This window comes from Amycolatopsis sp. lyj-84 (assembly GCF_046549075.1).
Classification (GTDB): Bacteria; Actinomycetota; Actinomycetes; order Mycobacteriales; family Pseudonocardiaceae; genus Amycolatopsis.
The window spans coordinates 297,351-312,739 of record NZ_JAJPWO010000005.1 but is presented as its reverse complement, the minus strand read 5'-3'; the positions used below and the strand labels follow the sequence as shown (position 1 = coordinate 312,739).

Sequence of the window (15,389 nt, the reverse complement as noted above, 5' to 3'; positions counted from 1 at the left end):
ACGTTCATGATCCACGTGACAGCCGCGCCTCGCAGGTTCTGAACACGGCGGGGTCACCTACCGCCGCTGAGCTCCGCGGAAGTCGTAACGACGACGGCGTAGAGATCACCGATCGTCGCGAGAGCGGCACGATGCTGCTCCGCGGCGGTCACCGGTCCGGTGACGGACGGGAGCGCGCGCGTCGCGCAGGCGGCGGCGACCACGGTCGGGGTGTTTCCGCGCAGGAACGCGCCCTCCGCCGTGAACGTCACGCACATGTGGGTCATGAATCCGGCCACGACGACGTCCTGATGCCCGGCGGCGTCGACCAGCTCACCCAGCCGGGTGCCGACGAACGAATTCGGCGCGGTCTTCACCACGACCTCCTCGCCCGGGGCGGGGGCGACGCGTTCGTGGATCCGGCCGATGTCCTGCTGGAGGTCGTACGGACTGCCTTCGCCGCCGTCGTGCATGACATGAACGACCGTCGCGCCCTCGGCCCGTGCGCGGGCCAGCAGAGTGGCGGCCTCGTCGAGCGCGGCCTCCCAGCCGTCGAGCTCCATCACGCCGCGCGTGTAGGTGTTCTGGTAGTCGACGAGGATCACCGTCGCGTCCGAAAGCGCGGCGGGGGTCGTCGGCAGGGTGCTGATTTCGCGGAGAGTGGTGCTGGTCATCGTGCTTCCTTCGCTTTCCGTGGGTACGGCTACCATGATCGCTGACCCGATCACGTATTGAGATACGGATTCGGGTCAGCTCTGGTCGGGATCGGCCGACGTTCACGAGGAAGGGATCGATGAGCGCTCCGAAGGTGGCCGTCCTCGCGTTCGAGGGGATCAGCCCGTTCCATCTCGCCGTGCCATCACTGGTCTGGGGACCGGAATCCCCGGCGGGCGACATGGAGCCGTGGCCGCTCACGGTCGTCGCGGTGCGGCCGGGCCGCCTCACCACGAGCGCCGGCTACGCGATCGAAGTTCCCGCCGGTCTCGACGCGCTCGCCAAGGCCGACATGGTCGTCGTGCCGTGGTGGTCCGACCCGGAAACACCGACACCCTCACCCGTGTCCACCGCACTGCGTGCCGCGCACGAACGTGGAGCGCTTGTCGTCGGGCTCTGCTTGGGAGTCTTCGCCCTCGCGGACGCCGGCATCCTCGACGGGCGAGCCGCGACCACCCACTGGAAATGGGTCGAAACGTTCCGGCGGCGCTTCCCATCGGTGGAACTGCGCCCCGAAGAGCTGTACGTGGACGAAGGTGACGTCGTGACCGGCGCGGGCGCGACCGCCGGAATCGACACCTGCCTCCACCTGCTCGCCCGCACGGCGGGCCAGGTCGTCGCCAACCGCGTCGCGCGCCGCATCGTCGCCGCGCCACACCGCCCCGGCGGCCAGGCCCAGTTCATCGAACTTCCCGTGCCCGCGCCGGACGAAGACCCCCTCACCCAGGTCATGAGCTGGGCGCAGGCCCATTTGGACACCCCGCAGAGCATCGACAGGCTCGCCGCCCAGGCGCATATGAGCCGGAGCACCTTCACCCGCGCCTTCCGCGCCAGGACCGGGACCACCGTCCACAACTGGCTTGTCGCGCAACGCCTCGCGCGAGCCCGGCACCTGCTGGAAACGACCGCGCTCGGCGTCGACGCCGTCGCCGCGCAGTCCGGTTTCGGCACGTCAGCCCGGCTCCGGGAGCACTTCGCCGCGGCGCTGGGTACCACACCGACCCGCTACCGGGTCGAGTTCGCCGGCGGCGGGTGAAATCCTTTTCCCGCGCCGGGCGGAAACGGAATTACTGTTTCCGTAAACCGGGCGCCCGGAAACGCCCTGTCCCGCACTTGATTTTCACTTGAACGAATAGCTCACCCGCCAGGGTGAGCTCTATCGAGTGCATTGTCCGGTGGAGCTGGATCGAAGAACCACTCCAGGGCAAGATGACCGAGCACGACGACTGCGCAATCACGGAGGACCATGTGGAGCTGTGCGGGACCCCCATCTTCGACTCGGTGGTCGACGAGACGAGAAGGGCGACCTCCGGGAACAGTGCGCTCCTCCCCAGCGATGAGAACAATTCCGAACGGAAAGAGCGACACGCCGAAGCCGACAATGGCTCGCAAGGTCGGCCCGCGTGATTCCCTATCCCTTTTCGGGCGAATTCGGATCGCCGGGAAGGCTGGCGGAATTCTGCAGATCGTCGAGCAATTCCATTTGGCCGGTGATGACGCTGGTCAGGATTCCGCGCGCGACGGCGAGGAGTTCTGCCACCGACGGACTGGTCAGGGAGTAGGACACGGTCGTGCCGTCCTTGCGCGGCACCACCAGTCTGGCCCGGCGCAGCACCGCGAGCTGCTGGGACAGGTTGGCCGGTTCGATGCCGAGGTCGGCGAGCAGTTCGGAGACGTGATGGTCTCGCTCGCTGAGTAGTTCGAGCACCCGGATCCGAACGGGATGGCCCAGCGTTTTGAAGAATTCCGCCTTCACCTGATACAGGGGTTTGCTCATCGGTATCCCTCCGCCGCATGGAGAAGGGTCGATCCGGCCGTCCGCATGACACCGATCGTGCCCGACCACGCCGCCGGCCGAACAACACCCCGCGCGGAACCGCCCCGACCACACCCGATCAGGGCATGACATCCGTAAATTGCATACTTATGCAAGTCTGCACAATCCAGAGAAGGTGAGAACGCCTGTGAGCCACGGCATGCGGGATCCCGCGAGCCTCTTGTCGACGCCCCGACGGCACGACATCGGCGCGAGGAGCGGCCGGTGACCACGCATCGCTCCGGCTCCACCCCGGCCACCAGGGCTCATCTGGTGCTCGCGGCCCGGGCCGCCGAGCTGGCGGACCTCGCCGTGAGCGCCGCCCGGCCAGGCCAGGACACGCGGGACCGATCCGGCCTGATCGGGATGGCTCAGCAGGTCCTCGACGCGGCCGTGGTGGCGGCCAGGCTCGACGGGAAGACCTGGCCGGAGATCGCGAACACGCTCGACGGAGCGACACCGCAGTCCACCCGTGCCCGGTACTGGCCCACGGTCGCGCGGTTTCGGGCGGACCCGTTCCCCTCGCAGGACTCCCGGCGCGTCGGCGTGCCGGAACACACTGGACAGACGTCCTTCCAGATCCGGCGGCTGCCGATCCCGGAACAGGAGCCCGACGATCCCGGCCCGGCCACCCAAGCCGCGGCGGGAGCGACTCCCCCGCCGTCCGGACACCTCGCCCTCGTCACGATGCCTTCAGGGCAAGACGAGACCGGGTACGAGTCGGCGAGTGCGGACACCCGGCTGAAGATCGCGGAAAGGCTGGTCGCCGCCTACGAGCGGATCGCGACCAACGAAAGGCAACCCCCGGAGTGGATCCTCGACGGCCTTGCCCACGCCCGCCGCACCGCCGCCGACCTCCGTGTCCACCTCGACGCCTCGGGTACGACGGCCGATTGACCTCAGCCTAAGCCGAGGTCGCGAGACCGGCTTCGAGCTCGAGGTCACGCTCGCCTTCGGCCTGCTTCCGCAACACCATCTTCGCGACCAGATCGAAGATCGGCGTCGCTTCCTGCGGGAAGGTCACGCTCTGCTGATGCGCGCTCTCGGCGATCATGGCCTGCTACTCCTCAAGGGTGACGACTACGGCGACTGCTCACTCTAACGGCCGCACCGTCAGTGACGGGCCGTATTCGGCTTTTTCGCCGATTTCCGAGGAGGGGTCCATACGCGAACGCAGGGCCGGACGGTGTCCACCGCCCGGCCCTGGCCATGTCGCAGACTCAGCCTGTCGTCACCAGATGCGCACTTCGTACACCCTGACAGTGCCGGGGAAGCCGACGCCCTGCCAGTACCCGAGGGTCGTCGACTCGTACCGGCCGTTGCGTTCGTAGTTGACCGTCGCCTTGTTGTTGCCCGAGTAGATGTTGTAGACACCACCGATGTTCGTGCCCGTGACGCCGCCGTTGGCGAAGCACTTGTTGGTGCCCATCCCGTTGCCGAACGAGATGTCCAGCTTCACGAAGTCGTCCCTGTTGCCACAGCCGACCTCGCTGATGGCGAAGGCGGGGCTCGCCGGAACCGCGACGACCAGGCCAAGGGCGGCCGCGCCGACGACCGCAAGCCTCTTGAGACTCTTTCGCATGGTGACTGGATTTCCTTCCTCAGAAGAACTTCTGGGAGAACGAGTTCCCGAGGAAGGCTATCGACGGACCGGCGACAGGGAACGGAAAGACCGTGACGCTGCCTGTTCCGTGAAACGACGCTACCCGAACAGGCAAGCGACTCAAGAATCCTTTGTGGACGACCGAACTTCCTGGTCTCGCCGGGTGAGCACCAAGGGGTCGCCTTCGGTGATGGCCACGGTGTGCTCGGAGTGGGCGGTGCGCGAACCGTCGGCCGAGCGGATGGTCCAGCCGTCGTCGTCGAAGACGATCTTGTCGGTTGTGCGGGCGAACCACGGTTCGAGCGCGAGGGTCAGCCCCGGCTTGAGCGTCAGCCCGCGTCCCGCTTTGCCCTTGTTCGGAACGTGGAGCTCCTCGTGCATCTCGCGGCCGATGGCGTGCCCGCCGAACTCGGTGTTGACGGGATAGCCGTAGTCGCGGGCGACCGCCCAGATGGCCGCAGAGATGTCACCGAGGCGGTTGCCGGGGCGAGCCTGCTCGATCGCCGCCTCCAGCGCTTCCTCGGTGGCACGGATGATCCGCAGATCCTCATCGGCGGCGGTCCCGACGATGACCGTGCGCGCCGAGTCCGCCGCCCAGCCGTCGATCTTGACCGCGAGGTCCGCCGTGAGCACGTCGCCGTCGCGCAGCGTGTAGTCGTGGGGCAGGCCGTGCAGGACGGCGTCGTTGACCGCCAGGCAGATGACGTTCCGGAACGGGCCCTTGCCGAAGGACGGCTCGTAGTCCCAGTAGCACGACTCCGCGCCACGCCGTTTGATCATGCCGCGCGCGTGGTGCTCCAGGTCCATGAGGTTGACGCCCACGGCGGCGTGCTCGCCGACCTCGGTGAGCACCTCGGCGACGAAACGCCCGGTCACGTGCATGCGCTGGATCTCAGCGGGCGTCTTCAGTTCGATCACGGAAACCTCGCGTCACAGGGTTGGTATTATTATACCGCCACCGTAGCAGCTGGCGGTATAATAATACCAGTCGCGGTGTCGCAGGCCACGACTGTCCGTGAAGGCCTCCTTCCCTACCCTCAAGGTAGGCAAGGAGGCCTTCACGGACACTCACCTCAGCGCACGGCCTCCTCACAGTGCCCGATGGCGTCGAGCAGGATCGTGGCGGCGAGTTCGATCACCTCGGCGGTCACGGTGAGCGGGGGCATCAGCCGGATCACGCCGTCGTCGCGGCCGCCGAGCTCGATGATCAGCCCCCGCCGCAGCGCGTACGCCTGGACGGCGCGGGCGTAGCCGCTCGCCGGGCGGCCGTCGCGGGGGTCGGCCAGCTCGATCCCCCACATCAGGCCCAGGCCGCGAACCTCGCGGACCCACGGATGACCCCGCAGGGCACCGAGCCGTCCTTCGAGTTGCCGTCCGCGGTGCCGGACGTTGCCCAGCACGTCATCGCGCCGGACGACGTGGACGGCCGCGGTCCCCGCCGCGAACGCTGCCTGGTTCCCCCGGAAGGTGCCCGTGTGCGCACCGGGCGCCCAGCCGTCCAGCCGCTGGTCGTAGAAGATGACCGCCACCGGCAGACCCATCCCGCTCAGGGCCTTCGAGGCGATGATGACGTCGGGCTCGATGTCGTAGTGCTCGAACGCGAACCACGTTCCCGTGCGCCCGCAGCCGGTCTGCACCTCGTCGACCACGAGCGGGATGTCCAGCTCCGCGGTCAGCGCGCGGACACGCCGCACGAAGTCGCGGTCGGCCGGGATGACCCCGCCTTCTCCCTGCACGAGTTCCAGGATCACCGCGGCAGGGAGGGGAATGCCGCCGTTGGGATCGCGCAGGGACCGCTCCAGCAGGCCCACGCAGTTGGTTTCGCAGCTGTCCGGCGAGAGCCCCACCGGGCAGCGGGCGCAGTAGGAGTACGGGAAGAAATGCACACCTGGCACGCCGTTGGCGATCGGCCGCTTCTGGGCGACGAGGCCGGTCAACGCCATCGCGGCATGACTCGAGCCGTGGAACCCGCCCTGGAAGGACACCAGGTCGCCACGTCCGGTCACGGTCTTGCAGAGCTTGATCGCGGCGTCCACGGCGTTGGCCCCGCCGGGACCGCAGAAGTGCATCCGCATCCGCGACCGCAGGTCCGGTGGCAGCATGGACAGCTGGGCGTCGACGAACTCACGTTTGGCGGGTGTCGGGAAATCCAGGCCGTGGGTGAGCACGTGCAACTGTTCGGTGGCCGCGTGCACCAGCTCGGGATGGTTGTGCCCCAGGGAGAGCACTCCCGCACCGGCCAGGAAGTCGATGAAGACGTTCCCGTCCATGTCCCACAGGTAATCACCCTCCCCGCCGGCGATCGCGATCGGCAGGTTGCGCGGATAGGCCCGCGCGCTGGATTCCCATTGTCGCTGGTGTTCGAGGAACTCGGCCGAGCGAGGTCCCGGCAGGTCGCAGTCGACTCGCGGCGCCAGCGCCGGTCTCGCCGTCGGGGTGTGGGTCATGGCAGCCTCCTTGCCGCGGTGATCTCTTCCGCCGTGTCGAGTTCGACCGCCGGATTGGCGTGCCAGCGGGTTCGTGCCGGGGTCGTGGTGCCCTTCATCAGGAACGCGTCCGCCTCGACGATCGCCCCTTCCGCCATCGTCACTCCATAGTGGACGAAGGCCCCGGTGCCGATCGTGCATCCCGCGCCGATGGCGATGTGGTCGGATTTGAACGTGCCGTCCTCCAGCGAATGTCCTTGCAGGACGGTGTGCAGGTTCAGCACGCAGTCGTCACCGATGCTCACCAGGGACCGTTCCGGGATCGCACATCCGTCGTCGAAGACGCGGCGGCCGATCCGGACGCCGAGACAGCGCCAAAGGATGTTCTTGAACGGAGTCCCGTTGAACAACGCGAGGTAGCGGGCGGGGCTGAGCTTCCAGTACCGCTCGTGCCGCCAGAAGACCGGATCGTAGATCGAGCAGAACCGCGGTCTCAACGCCCGGAAGCCCTGCACGGCGAGCTCGGCCAGCATGAGGAACCCGACCGAGAACACCAGCGAGGCCACGATGCCGCCGCCGACCGCGAGCGAGCCGAACCGGTCGTGCGCGACACTGGCCGCGGTCCCGATGAGCGTGATACCGAGCAGGTGGAGCCAGTGCACCAGCAGATAGACGAGGATGGTGGCGATGTTGTGCCGGTTCTTCGCCAGCAGGCTCCGGCGCAGGCCCTCTCCCGTGCTGAGGTGCTCGAACCCGGTGTCACGGCGAACGTTCCGGGGGATCTCGAAAGCGGGTGACCCGAGCAGGCCGACGTTCTCCCGGACCGGCCCGTCCAGGGGAACGAGGACCTTGGTGGCGAGAAGGACGTTGCGGCCGACCCGCGCGTCCGGCGGGAAGGCGATTTCGTTGCCCAGGAAAGCCTGTGGCGCGATGGACGTCCGCCGCAGCCGGAACGACGAGGCGGAGAAGTCCGCGTTGAGCTGCGAAAGGCCGTCCGAGACCATCGTCCCGGTGCCGACCGTGCTGAGGAACGGCGACTCGTGTTTCACCTCGACTCCGAAGTTGGACCCGGTCTGCTGGATCTTCGACAGGTCGTATCCCAGTGCCCGCAGGTAGTACACGATGTAGCTGCTGTCCCCGAACAGGTAGGTGTACGCGCGCAGATTCGTCAGCCGTGCGATCAGCCGATGGATCCCGAAATGCGCGCCGTACATCGGGTAGACCCGGTCCGGCCGGAGAAAGCGGTTGAGCAGGCGCGGGATCGTGAGGACGACCGCCAGCCCGGCGAGCAGTCCCCCGAAGTACAGCAGCGCCGAACCGGCGATCTGGTCGCGGTAGAAGGCCCAGCTGGTGAAGTCCGCCGTCGCCGTGAACAGCCTGTCGACGATCAGATCCGTGCCGCCCAGTGTCGCGGGAAGCGTCACCAGCAGCAGGAGCAGAAGGCTGGAAACGCAGAAGACGAACGGCCTGAACCCGCCGCGCGCGACCGTGCCGAGCGCCCGGTAGTCCACTGTGGAGAGACGGGCGGGCGAGCCGTGCCAGGTTTCGCCGTCGGGTACGGACTGCCCGGCGTTCAGGGACGACGAGTGGCCGAGCTGGGCGTCGTCGCCGATCGCGGTTCCGATGTCGAGCACGGTCATCTCACCGACGAAGGCGTTCTCGCCGAGGGTGACGCGGCCGGTCTGGATCCAGCCCGCCCTCGCTCGGTAGCACGAGAAGAAGGCATCTTTCCGGATGACGGCCCCGGCGCCGATGCTGAGCAGATCGGTGCAGACCGGCGGATTCCGGGACAGGATCACGGCGCCTTTGCCGATGTCCGCGCCGAGCGCCCGCAGGTACCAGGAATACAACGGCGTGCCGGTGAACAGCATCAGCGGGCTGAACCGGACCAGTGTCTTCACTGTCCAGAAACGCAGATAGCCGGGGCTCCACAGCGGGATCTCCCCCTGCTTCCAGCGGCCGACGATCGTCCATTTCGCCAGGATCGGCACCACGGAGAGGACGGTGAACACGACGAGCCCGAGCCCGACCGCGCGCGTATACGCGTCAACGAGCCCGGTCGCCGCGCTGACCCAGCCGAATCCCGTGTCCAGGATCCAGCCCGAACCGGCGGCGTAGGCGAGGAAGGCCACCAGCTGAAAGAGTCCGCAAAGGACATAGGCCCCGGTCGACGCCCAGCGCGGCTCCTCGGCGCGGGCGACCGTGGTCCGCATCGAATTGGGAGCCAACTCCGCGAGGCCGCGGACGGTGGGGTTGAGGTACACGTCCCTCGCCGACAACGGCGCGACGTCACCCCGTTCCCGGATCAGCGCGCAGAACTTGGCCAGCAACAGCGAGTCCGCGCCGTAGTCGTCGAAGAAGTGCCCCGTCGCCGAGATCCGCTCCACGCCGAGGACGCGGCCCAGTGCCTCCGCCAGATGCTGTTCGGTCTCGGTGGCCGGTGCCACATAGTCCGCGGTGCTCGGCGCGCTCCGCGGGTTGCTCGGTGCCGGGAGGTTCTTGCGGTCGGCCTTCCCCGCCGGGGTCAGGGGAATGTGGTCGAGCCGTTCGAGATAGGCGGGCACCATGTATCCCGGCAGCAGTTCCCCCAGCCGACGACGCAGCTCTCCGGGGTCGACGTCCGCTCTGTCGCGTCGCAGGCTGTAGTAGGCGACCAGTTCGGTCCTGCCGGCTTCCGGATGGTGGGTCTCGACCACCGCCTGGGCGATTCCGGGGATCTGCAGCAGAACCGATTCGATCTCCGTGAGCTCGACGCGGTAGCCGCGGATCTTCACCTGCGTGTCGGCGCGGCCGTGGTACTCGATCTCTCCTTCCGGGGTGACCCGGCCCAGGTCACCGGTGCGGTAGATGCGGCCGGACGGGTTGTGCCCGATGCCGAGGAAGTCCGGGATGAACGCGCGCTCGGTCAGGTCGGAGCGGTTCAGGTAGCCGCCGGCGAGGCCGATCCCGGCGATACCGATTTCGCCCAGTTCGCCCGCCGCCAGCGCCTCCGGCTCGTCCGGATCGAGGATGACGACCGAGTAGGTCGGCAGGGGCACCCCGATGGTCACCGGCCGGTCCGGTCGCAGGACCGCCCAGGTCGCGGTGACCGTGGCCTCGGTCGGACCGTAGACGTTGAGGAATCGCCGGTCCGGGCGGTACCAGCGGCGGACGAGGTCTTCGGGACAGGCCTCACCGGAAACGAGGAGAAAACGCAGCCGCGGCAGGTCTTCGTCGAGGCTTGCCAGCAGCGTCGGGACACAGCACAACGCGGTGACCTCGTTGTCCCGCAGGAATTCGTGGAGTTCGTGGCCGACGAGGCCGGTGCCGCCGGGCTTCGGCACGAGCGTCGCGCCGCACAGCAACGGTACCCAGATCTCCTCGACCGAGAAGTCGAACGCGATCGTCATGCCCTGGTACACCCGATCGGTGCCCTGGATGCCGTAGACATCGGCGGCGACGCGGACGAAGTTGCAGATCGCGGCGTGGTCGATCGTCACGCCTTTGGGGCGCCCTGTCGAGCCGGACGTGTAGACGACGTAACAGAGTTCGTCCGTCGGGACGTCCTTCTCGTCCGCGCTGAGCCGGTCGCCCGGCAGTGCGGCGATCCGGTCCGAGTCTTCGTCGAGACACAGCAGATCGACGCTGTCCGGCTCGAAGCGGCCACGCAGCCCGGAGATCGACAACACCAGCCGGACGCCGGCGTCCCGGACGATGTAGGCCAGCCGGTCGTCCGGAAACCCCGCGTCCAGTGGCACATACGCCGCGTTGATCTTGAGCACGGCCAGCATCGCGACGTAAGGATGGACCGGTTCGTCGAACAGGAGCCCGATCCGGTCGCCGGGCCGCGCCCCCCGTGCTCGCAGATGGCGGGCGAGACGGTTGGCCCGCTCGTCCAACCCGGCGAAGGTGAGCTTCGTGCTCCCGGCGTCCACCGCGAGGCGATCACCGAGTCCGTCGGCGTGCAACCGGTCGCAGAGTCCCTCGTACAACTGCTCGAGCCGCTCGCCCGCGCGCCAGCGGACCTGCTGCTCGTGGCCGTCGCACGTCAGGACCAGGCCGTCGGTCGTGAACAGACCCGACGGCTGTCCGTACGGGCTCATGTCCGGTCCTCCGCGAGGCCGAACGAGTCGTGCAGAGCGCGGACGGTCGCGTCGACGGCGTCGGCCGGGATCACGGCGGTGAGCCGCGATTGCGAGGTCGTCATCGCCGGGACGGTGACGCGGTGGTCGGCGAGGACCCGCAGCAGTTCGGGCAGACAGCCGGGTGGGTCCAGCAGCGCCGTGCCGACCACGGAAACCGAGCCGAGTTCCTCGAAGACCGTGGAACGGGCGTCGAGCTCCATCGCGAGTTCGGTGATCGGCGGTCCGAGCGGCTCCGTACCCCGGACGGTGAACCGCAGCTCCCCCGGATCGGGCCAGCTCAGGTTGTCCGGCTTCACCCCGCACCGGGCGAGCATCGAGAGCACCCTGGCGTAGTGGTCCGGGCTGGAGGCCGAAACCTGGACCCGGACCAGCCGCACGTCGCGCTCGTGCGCGATGCCGATGACCCGGGGAGTGCCTTCCAGCGACGATTCCCCCGCCGTGACCACGGTCGAGGGGCCGGGATCCGAAGAATGCGTCACGCGCACCGCCACGCCGTGTCGGCGTGCGAGCTCGACGGATCTGGGATGCAGCACCCTGGCACCGACTCCGGCGAGTTCGACCATGGCGTCGTAGGAGATCGTCCTGACCGGCCGGGTGTCCGGCACGATCCGGGGGTCGGCCGTGCGGACACCGTGGACATCGGTGCAGATCTCGCATTCGGAACCGCCGAGCGCGGCCGCGAGCGCGACCGCGGTGGTGTCGGAACCGCCTCTGCCGAGAGTCAGCAGTTCCCCGTTCTCGTCACGTCCCTGGAAGCCGGCGACCACGACGACCTGTGCTTCACGCAGCCGTGCGGTGATCTTGTCGGGATCGACCCGCACGATCGTTCCCGCTCCCGGTTCGCCGCTCACCTCGATCCCCGCCTGGTCACCGGACAGCGACACGGCCTCGACCCCGCGTTCGGCCAGCGCCAAGGCGAGCACCGCCGCGGAGACCTGTTCGCCTGTCGCCATCAACTGGTCGAGTTCCCGTGGAGCCGGTGGCTCCGCGAACTCCCCGGCCAAGGCGATCAGCCGGTCGGTCGTGTCTCCCATGGCCGACACGACCAGGACCACCCGATCCCCCGCTTCGACGAGTGCGGCCACCTCGGCGGCCACCTCGCTCACCATTCCGGGTGTGGCCAGCGACGAGCCACCGTATTTTCGGACGACCAGTCCCTCGCTTCGCGCCTGCGGTAACGGTGGGGTCAAGCCAACGTCGAGATCTTGGGAAGAATTCACCATTTTCCTTTAATGGATCGTCACTGTGACAGCGACTTGTATTCGGGCGACTCGCGGTGACCGGATCAGCCCACCACGAATACAGGTATCCGAAGTGGGGGTACTGCAACGACTGCCGCAGAAGTACCTGCCGGACGACACTCCCCGAAGTCCAGGATTCAGCACCGCGGGCCGGGATGACAGGTTTGGAAAGTAGTGCGAGAAACTTTCGCCGGGTACCTCCATCCGTACGAAAGGTCGAATTTCCCCGTTCGCAGGACATAACGTGGCGACATTGTGCAAGGACATGCCTACAAACAGCCCAGTTCGATGGACTTAGGTCAAATGAATGAATTAGTCGGACCGACTTCGAAATTCGAGTGAACCGCAGATCGACAGGACGAAACTGATTTCGTCACCCGCCTGAACGTACGAGATCCACCAGGCTTCCGTCGAGCGAGGAGAATCTGTCAAGGTGACCGTTGCCCACCTGCCGGGCCACGGAATCCCATAATGCGGGTCGAGTTGCGCTCGTGGACATCGCCGAACCGGGCCGCAATTTTGTTCCCGGTCGCACGGTCAGCGTCTCGCAAACCATGGCGAAATTCGGTCCGGTGATAACAAATGCCGTCAATGGGACTTATCGAAGGATAAGGCACGGTCGGCCCGGGATCACCCGAATTCGAGCTTGCCGAGAACCGGTTTCACGCCAAAGCAAAGGTTTTCCGACGCCGCCTACGACAAACTCGGCATCTCAGGCGGGATTGGCCTCATCATGCTGTTCCGCCGAACGCTTCGTCTTGCCGCCGGATCGCAGATGCCTGACCGAACCGGCCACCAGCGCGGCCGCGCCCATGGCGACGGTCACCGGCATTCCCGCAAACCAGATCATCAGGGCGAGGGTGCCGACGCTCATGGTCAAGGCGAGGGCGCCGACGATGAGCAGGACCGCCATTCTTCGGGTGCGTTCGCCGTCGTCCACGATGTGCCGGAGCAGCGCCGTTCCCGGAGTGGCGGGCTCGGGTGGGCGTTTTCCGCTCATCGGCGCTCCTCGGCCCGCGCGGCGGAAAGAGTAAGGTTGCGTCGCAGTTCCCAGGCGCAGGCGACAAGGCGAAGCGCGTGGCCGAGCCTCTCGCGGCGAGGCACCTCCCGGAGATCGGCACGGAACTCCTCGGCGTACCGCAGGCGATGGCTTTCCGGCAGTATGCGCGCGGCCAACGCCACCAGCCGCTGGCATGCCGGGCCGGGGGCCGCGGGATCGGCGCGCCAGGCAAGGGGACTCGGCCGGTCGCCGGAGAGTTCCGCGCTGACCATCGCCACTTCGGCGCCGCCGCTGGACATGTGCTTGGCCGTGAGCTCCCCGGCGGACCATGTTCCATAGTTCGGCGTCGGGGCGGGCCCCAGCGCGGCCTCCAGATCTTGCACGAGCGTCCGGACCCGGTGAAGGGCCCGTACATAGTCCGAAAAGACCTCTCTGCCGGTCATCGCCTCGATCTCGCTGTCGAGGTATGAGGTCGCCGCTTCGGTGAACATCAGCGCATCGGCGCGCTCGATGTCGGCGGCGAAGCCATATCGGCTGATCGAGTTGGCTTGGGAAACCAGGTTCTCTCGAAGGTAGTCGCGCTCCGGGTACCACCACGGGTACTGGTTCTTCAGCTTCAAGAGCGCGTTGGCGACGCGCCGGGCGGATCGACTGGCGGAGGTCATGAAGCACCTCCCGCAAGTCCGGGCCGGAGGCGGCCGAGCGCGGTCGCCGAAGTCCTGGCGAGCGCGGCCCCCGCGAGCGCGACACCGTCAGGACTGAGACGGTAATACCGGCGACGCGGTCGTCCTTCCGTCTTCGGATCGACCTCTTCCCAGCGGCTCTCCAGCCAGCCGAGGCTTTCCAGCCGCGCCAGAATCGGATGGATCGTCCCGCTCGCCAGGCCTGCCGACGACGAGATCTCCAGGCCGTAACGCTCCTGCGACGGGTCGTCCAGCAGCACGCGGAGCACCAACTGCGTCGGGAGCGTCATCCGGGGCCCGGACCGATTTCCAGCCATACTCTAACTCTACCTAGGGGCTAGGTAGAGTTCAAGAGAGCCATGGGGGCCTCACATTCGGCGGCGGTCTCTCGTCGTACCCGGGACAGCACTCGCGACCAGGAGGCGAAATCCGAGACACTCGACCCGGGCCTGAGCGCGATCGTGAGCGAGCGGCGCCAGCTGATCGGGCTCGCGTGCGGCGAGCTGGTCGTCGTCGAAGTGCTCGGCGTCGGTGAAGACCGTCGCCTCCCGCCAAGCCGCGACCAGGTTGATCCGCACGGCCGATTCGCCCGCGGCGGCGGCCTCCTTGGTGTGCATGTCCAGGCAGACGGCGCAACCGTTGATCTGGCTCGCACGCATCCGGACCAGCTCCTGGACGGTGACCGGCAAAGACGAGTCGAGCAGCCCTTCCCTGCCGAGATGATGCCCTTCAGGAACTTTCCGCCGACGGGGTTGCCGAAGTAGTCGAGCCGGGCGTTCATGACGATCTCCTTGTGTCGTGGTGGTGTTCTGCCCAACCGACGACACAGCCCGGCGAGATGTGAGTCAGGCCGACCGCGCGGACCCGGACCGCCGAGCATGGTCCGGGTCCGATGTGGACGCGATCAGTTCCTGAAATACCCCTTGAACAGGATTTCGCTGATCTTGGTGGTGGTCTCCATGCCGGTTTCGAAGCCGTTCTGGATGACCTTGGTGTTGTTCATCAGGGCGAGGGTGTATCGCTCGTGCGGTCCGACGAAGCCGACCGAGTTCATGATCCAGGAGCCGTCGTCGTTGTCGTCGGACCAACCGTCCTTGTTCCCCGGCCGCGCGGCCGGGCCCGCACCCCAGACTCCCCACTGCTGGTTGACATCGACGGTGCGCATCTCGCGGACGATGTAGTCGCGGTGCTGCCGGGGCAGCTTCGTCAGGACGTAGTTGACCAGCCGGTCGAGGTCGTTCGCGGTGGTGAGGATCCAGCCCCAGTGATGCGGATGCTGGTCGGTGAACCGCATGTCGGTCATGCCGTAGGACGGGAACCGCTTGGCGAACTCGGCCTCCCCGCCGTACCGGGTCCACAGGGTGTGCGCGGCGGCGTCGTCGCTGGAGTTGAGCATCCGGTGCATCAGGTCCCGGTCTTCGACGGTCAGCTGGACCGCCCCGGAGTCGTTGCGCAGCAACAGGTCGACGACCATGGCGAGCTTCGGGGTGGAACAGGCCCAGATCAGGGTCCCGGCGGCCGCGCTCCGGTAGACGGCACCGGTCCACCGGTCCCGGAGGACGATCCCGGTGTCACCGGGCCTGCTGTCGGCATAGGCCTGGGCCTTGGCGATGCGCGTCTGGAGCTCCCTGTCGAAGCGGGTGGTCGCGCCGGCGGGTGCGGCGGAGGTCAACGCGACCACGGCCAGCATCGCGGTCAGGATTACGGAAAATCTCTTCATGTGTTCCCCAGTTTTCGGAAATCGGTCCTTCCTGAGGAGGAAGGCGTTCCGAGGTGCCGGAGGTTGCCACGACTTGGTCGACA

14 protein-coding genes and 1 pseudogene are annotated in these 15,389 nt (G+C 67.4%); 2 read left to right on the top strand and 13 right to left on the bottom strand.

The window, feature by feature from the left end; all coding sequences use genetic code 11:
- Window positions 1–53 precede the first annotated feature (53 nt).
- Window positions 54–653, bottom strand: coding sequence for an isochorismatase family protein (locus tag ACLJRM_RS18405; protein WP_410663712.1), 600 nt, complete (start codon window positions 651–653; stop codon window positions 54–56).
- Between the two features lie 119 nt (window positions 654–772).
- Here ACLJRM_RS18405 and ACLJRM_RS18400 point away from each other — a divergent pair, with 119 nt between their 5' ends.
- Window positions 773–1,729 carry a helix-turn-helix domain-containing protein gene (locus tag ACLJRM_RS18400; protein ID WP_410663711.1) on the top strand — a complete coding sequence of 319 codons (957 nt, stop codon included), beginning with the start codon at window positions 773–775 and terminating at the stop codon, window positions 1,727–1,729.
- Window positions 1,730–2,104: 375 nt separating this feature from the next.
- Here the strand turns inward: ACLJRM_RS18400 and ACLJRM_RS18395 are convergent, their stop codons facing one another.
- Complete coding sequence (locus tag ACLJRM_RS18395; RefSeq protein ID WP_410663710.1) at window positions 2,105–2,470, bottom strand: ArsR/SmtB family transcription factor; 366 nt, start codon at window positions 2,468–2,470, stop codon at window positions 2,105–2,107.
- Window positions 2,471–2,734: 264 nt separating this feature from the next.
- Between ACLJRM_RS18395 and ACLJRM_RS18390 the strand changes: the two genes are divergently transcribed.
- A complete protein-coding gene (locus tag ACLJRM_RS18390; protein WP_101607923.1) occupies window positions 2,735–3,406 on the top strand; it encodes a hypothetical protein in 672 nt (223 codons plus the stop codon).
- Between the two features lie 7 nt (window positions 3,407–3,413).
- On the opposite strand, the gene ACLJRM_RS18385 is transcribed toward ACLJRM_RS18390, so the two are convergent.
- The 11 genes and pseudogenes from ACLJRM_RS18385 to ACLJRM_RS18335 all read right to left on the bottom strand — a co-directional run bounded on the left by ACLJRM_RS18385 (window position 3,414) and on the right by ACLJRM_RS18335 (window position 15,306).
- On the bottom strand, window positions 3,414–3,563 hold the full coding sequence (locus ACLJRM_RS18385; RefSeq protein ID WP_168214325.1) for a hypothetical protein: 150 nt from the start codon (window positions 3,561–3,563) through the stop codon (window positions 3,414–3,416).
- A 177-nt stretch (window positions 3,564–3,740) separates the two neighbouring features.
- Window positions 3,741–4,091, bottom strand: a complete 351-nt coding sequence (locus tag ACLJRM_RS18380) for a beta/gamma crystallin domain-containing protein (RefSeq protein WP_101607924.1) — start codon at window positions 4,089–4,091, stop codon at window positions 3,741–3,743.
- 141 nt (window positions 4,092–4,232) lie between these two features.
- Window positions 4,233–5,030: a type I methionyl aminopeptidase gene (gene map, locus ACLJRM_RS18375; protein ID WP_410663709.1), complete on the bottom strand. Its 798-nt coding sequence runs from the start codon at window positions 5,028–5,030 to the stop codon at window positions 4,233–4,235.
- A gap of 155 nt (window positions 5,031–5,185) precedes the next feature.
- Window positions 5,186–6,559, bottom strand: coding sequence for an aspartate aminotransferase family protein (locus ACLJRM_RS18370; RefSeq protein WP_410663708.1), 1,374 nt, complete (start codon window positions 6,557–6,559; stop codon window positions 5,186–5,188).
- Entirely contained in the window at window positions 6,556–10,620 is a 4,065-nt protein-coding gene (locus ACLJRM_RS18365) for a Pls/PosA family non-ribosomal peptide synthetase (RefSeq protein ID WP_410663707.1), read from the bottom strand. The genes ACLJRM_RS18370 and ACLJRM_RS18365 overlap by 4 nt, the downstream gene beginning before the upstream one ends.
- Complete coding sequence (locus ACLJRM_RS18360; RefSeq protein ID WP_410663706.1) at window positions 10,617–11,885, bottom strand: aspartate kinase; 1,269 nt, start codon at window positions 11,883–11,885, stop codon at window positions 10,617–10,619. Before ACLJRM_RS18360 ends, ACLJRM_RS18365 begins: the two co-directional genes overlap by 4 nt.
- Before the next feature lie 730 nt (window positions 11,886–12,615).
- Window positions 12,616–12,903 carry a hypothetical protein gene (locus ACLJRM_RS18355; protein ID WP_410663705.1) on the bottom strand — a complete coding sequence of 96 codons (288 nt, stop codon included), beginning with the start codon at window positions 12,901–12,903 and terminating at the stop codon, window positions 12,616–12,618.
- Entirely contained in the window at window positions 12,900–13,568 is a 669-nt protein-coding gene (locus ACLJRM_RS18350; protein WP_410663704.1) for a hypothetical protein, read from the bottom strand. The genes ACLJRM_RS18355 and ACLJRM_RS18350 overlap by 4 nt, the downstream gene beginning before the upstream one ends.
- Window positions 13,565–13,903, bottom strand: coding sequence for a PadR family transcriptional regulator (locus tag ACLJRM_RS18345; protein ID WP_410663703.1), 339 nt, complete (start codon window positions 13,901–13,903; stop codon window positions 13,565–13,567). The genes ACLJRM_RS18350 and ACLJRM_RS18345 overlap by 4 nt, the downstream gene beginning before the upstream one ends.
- Before the next feature lie 51 nt (window positions 13,904–13,954).
- Window positions 13,955–14,367, bottom strand: a pseudogene (locus ACLJRM_RS18340) (carboxymuconolactone decarboxylase family protein).
- Window positions 14,368–14,490: 123 nt separating this feature from the next.
- Window positions 14,491–15,306 carry a serine hydrolase gene (locus ACLJRM_RS18335; protein ID WP_410663702.1) on the bottom strand — a complete coding sequence of 272 codons (816 nt, stop codon included), beginning with the start codon at window positions 15,304–15,306 and terminating at the stop codon, window positions 14,491–14,493.
- Between the last annotated feature and the right edge of the window lie 83 nt (window positions 15,307–15,389).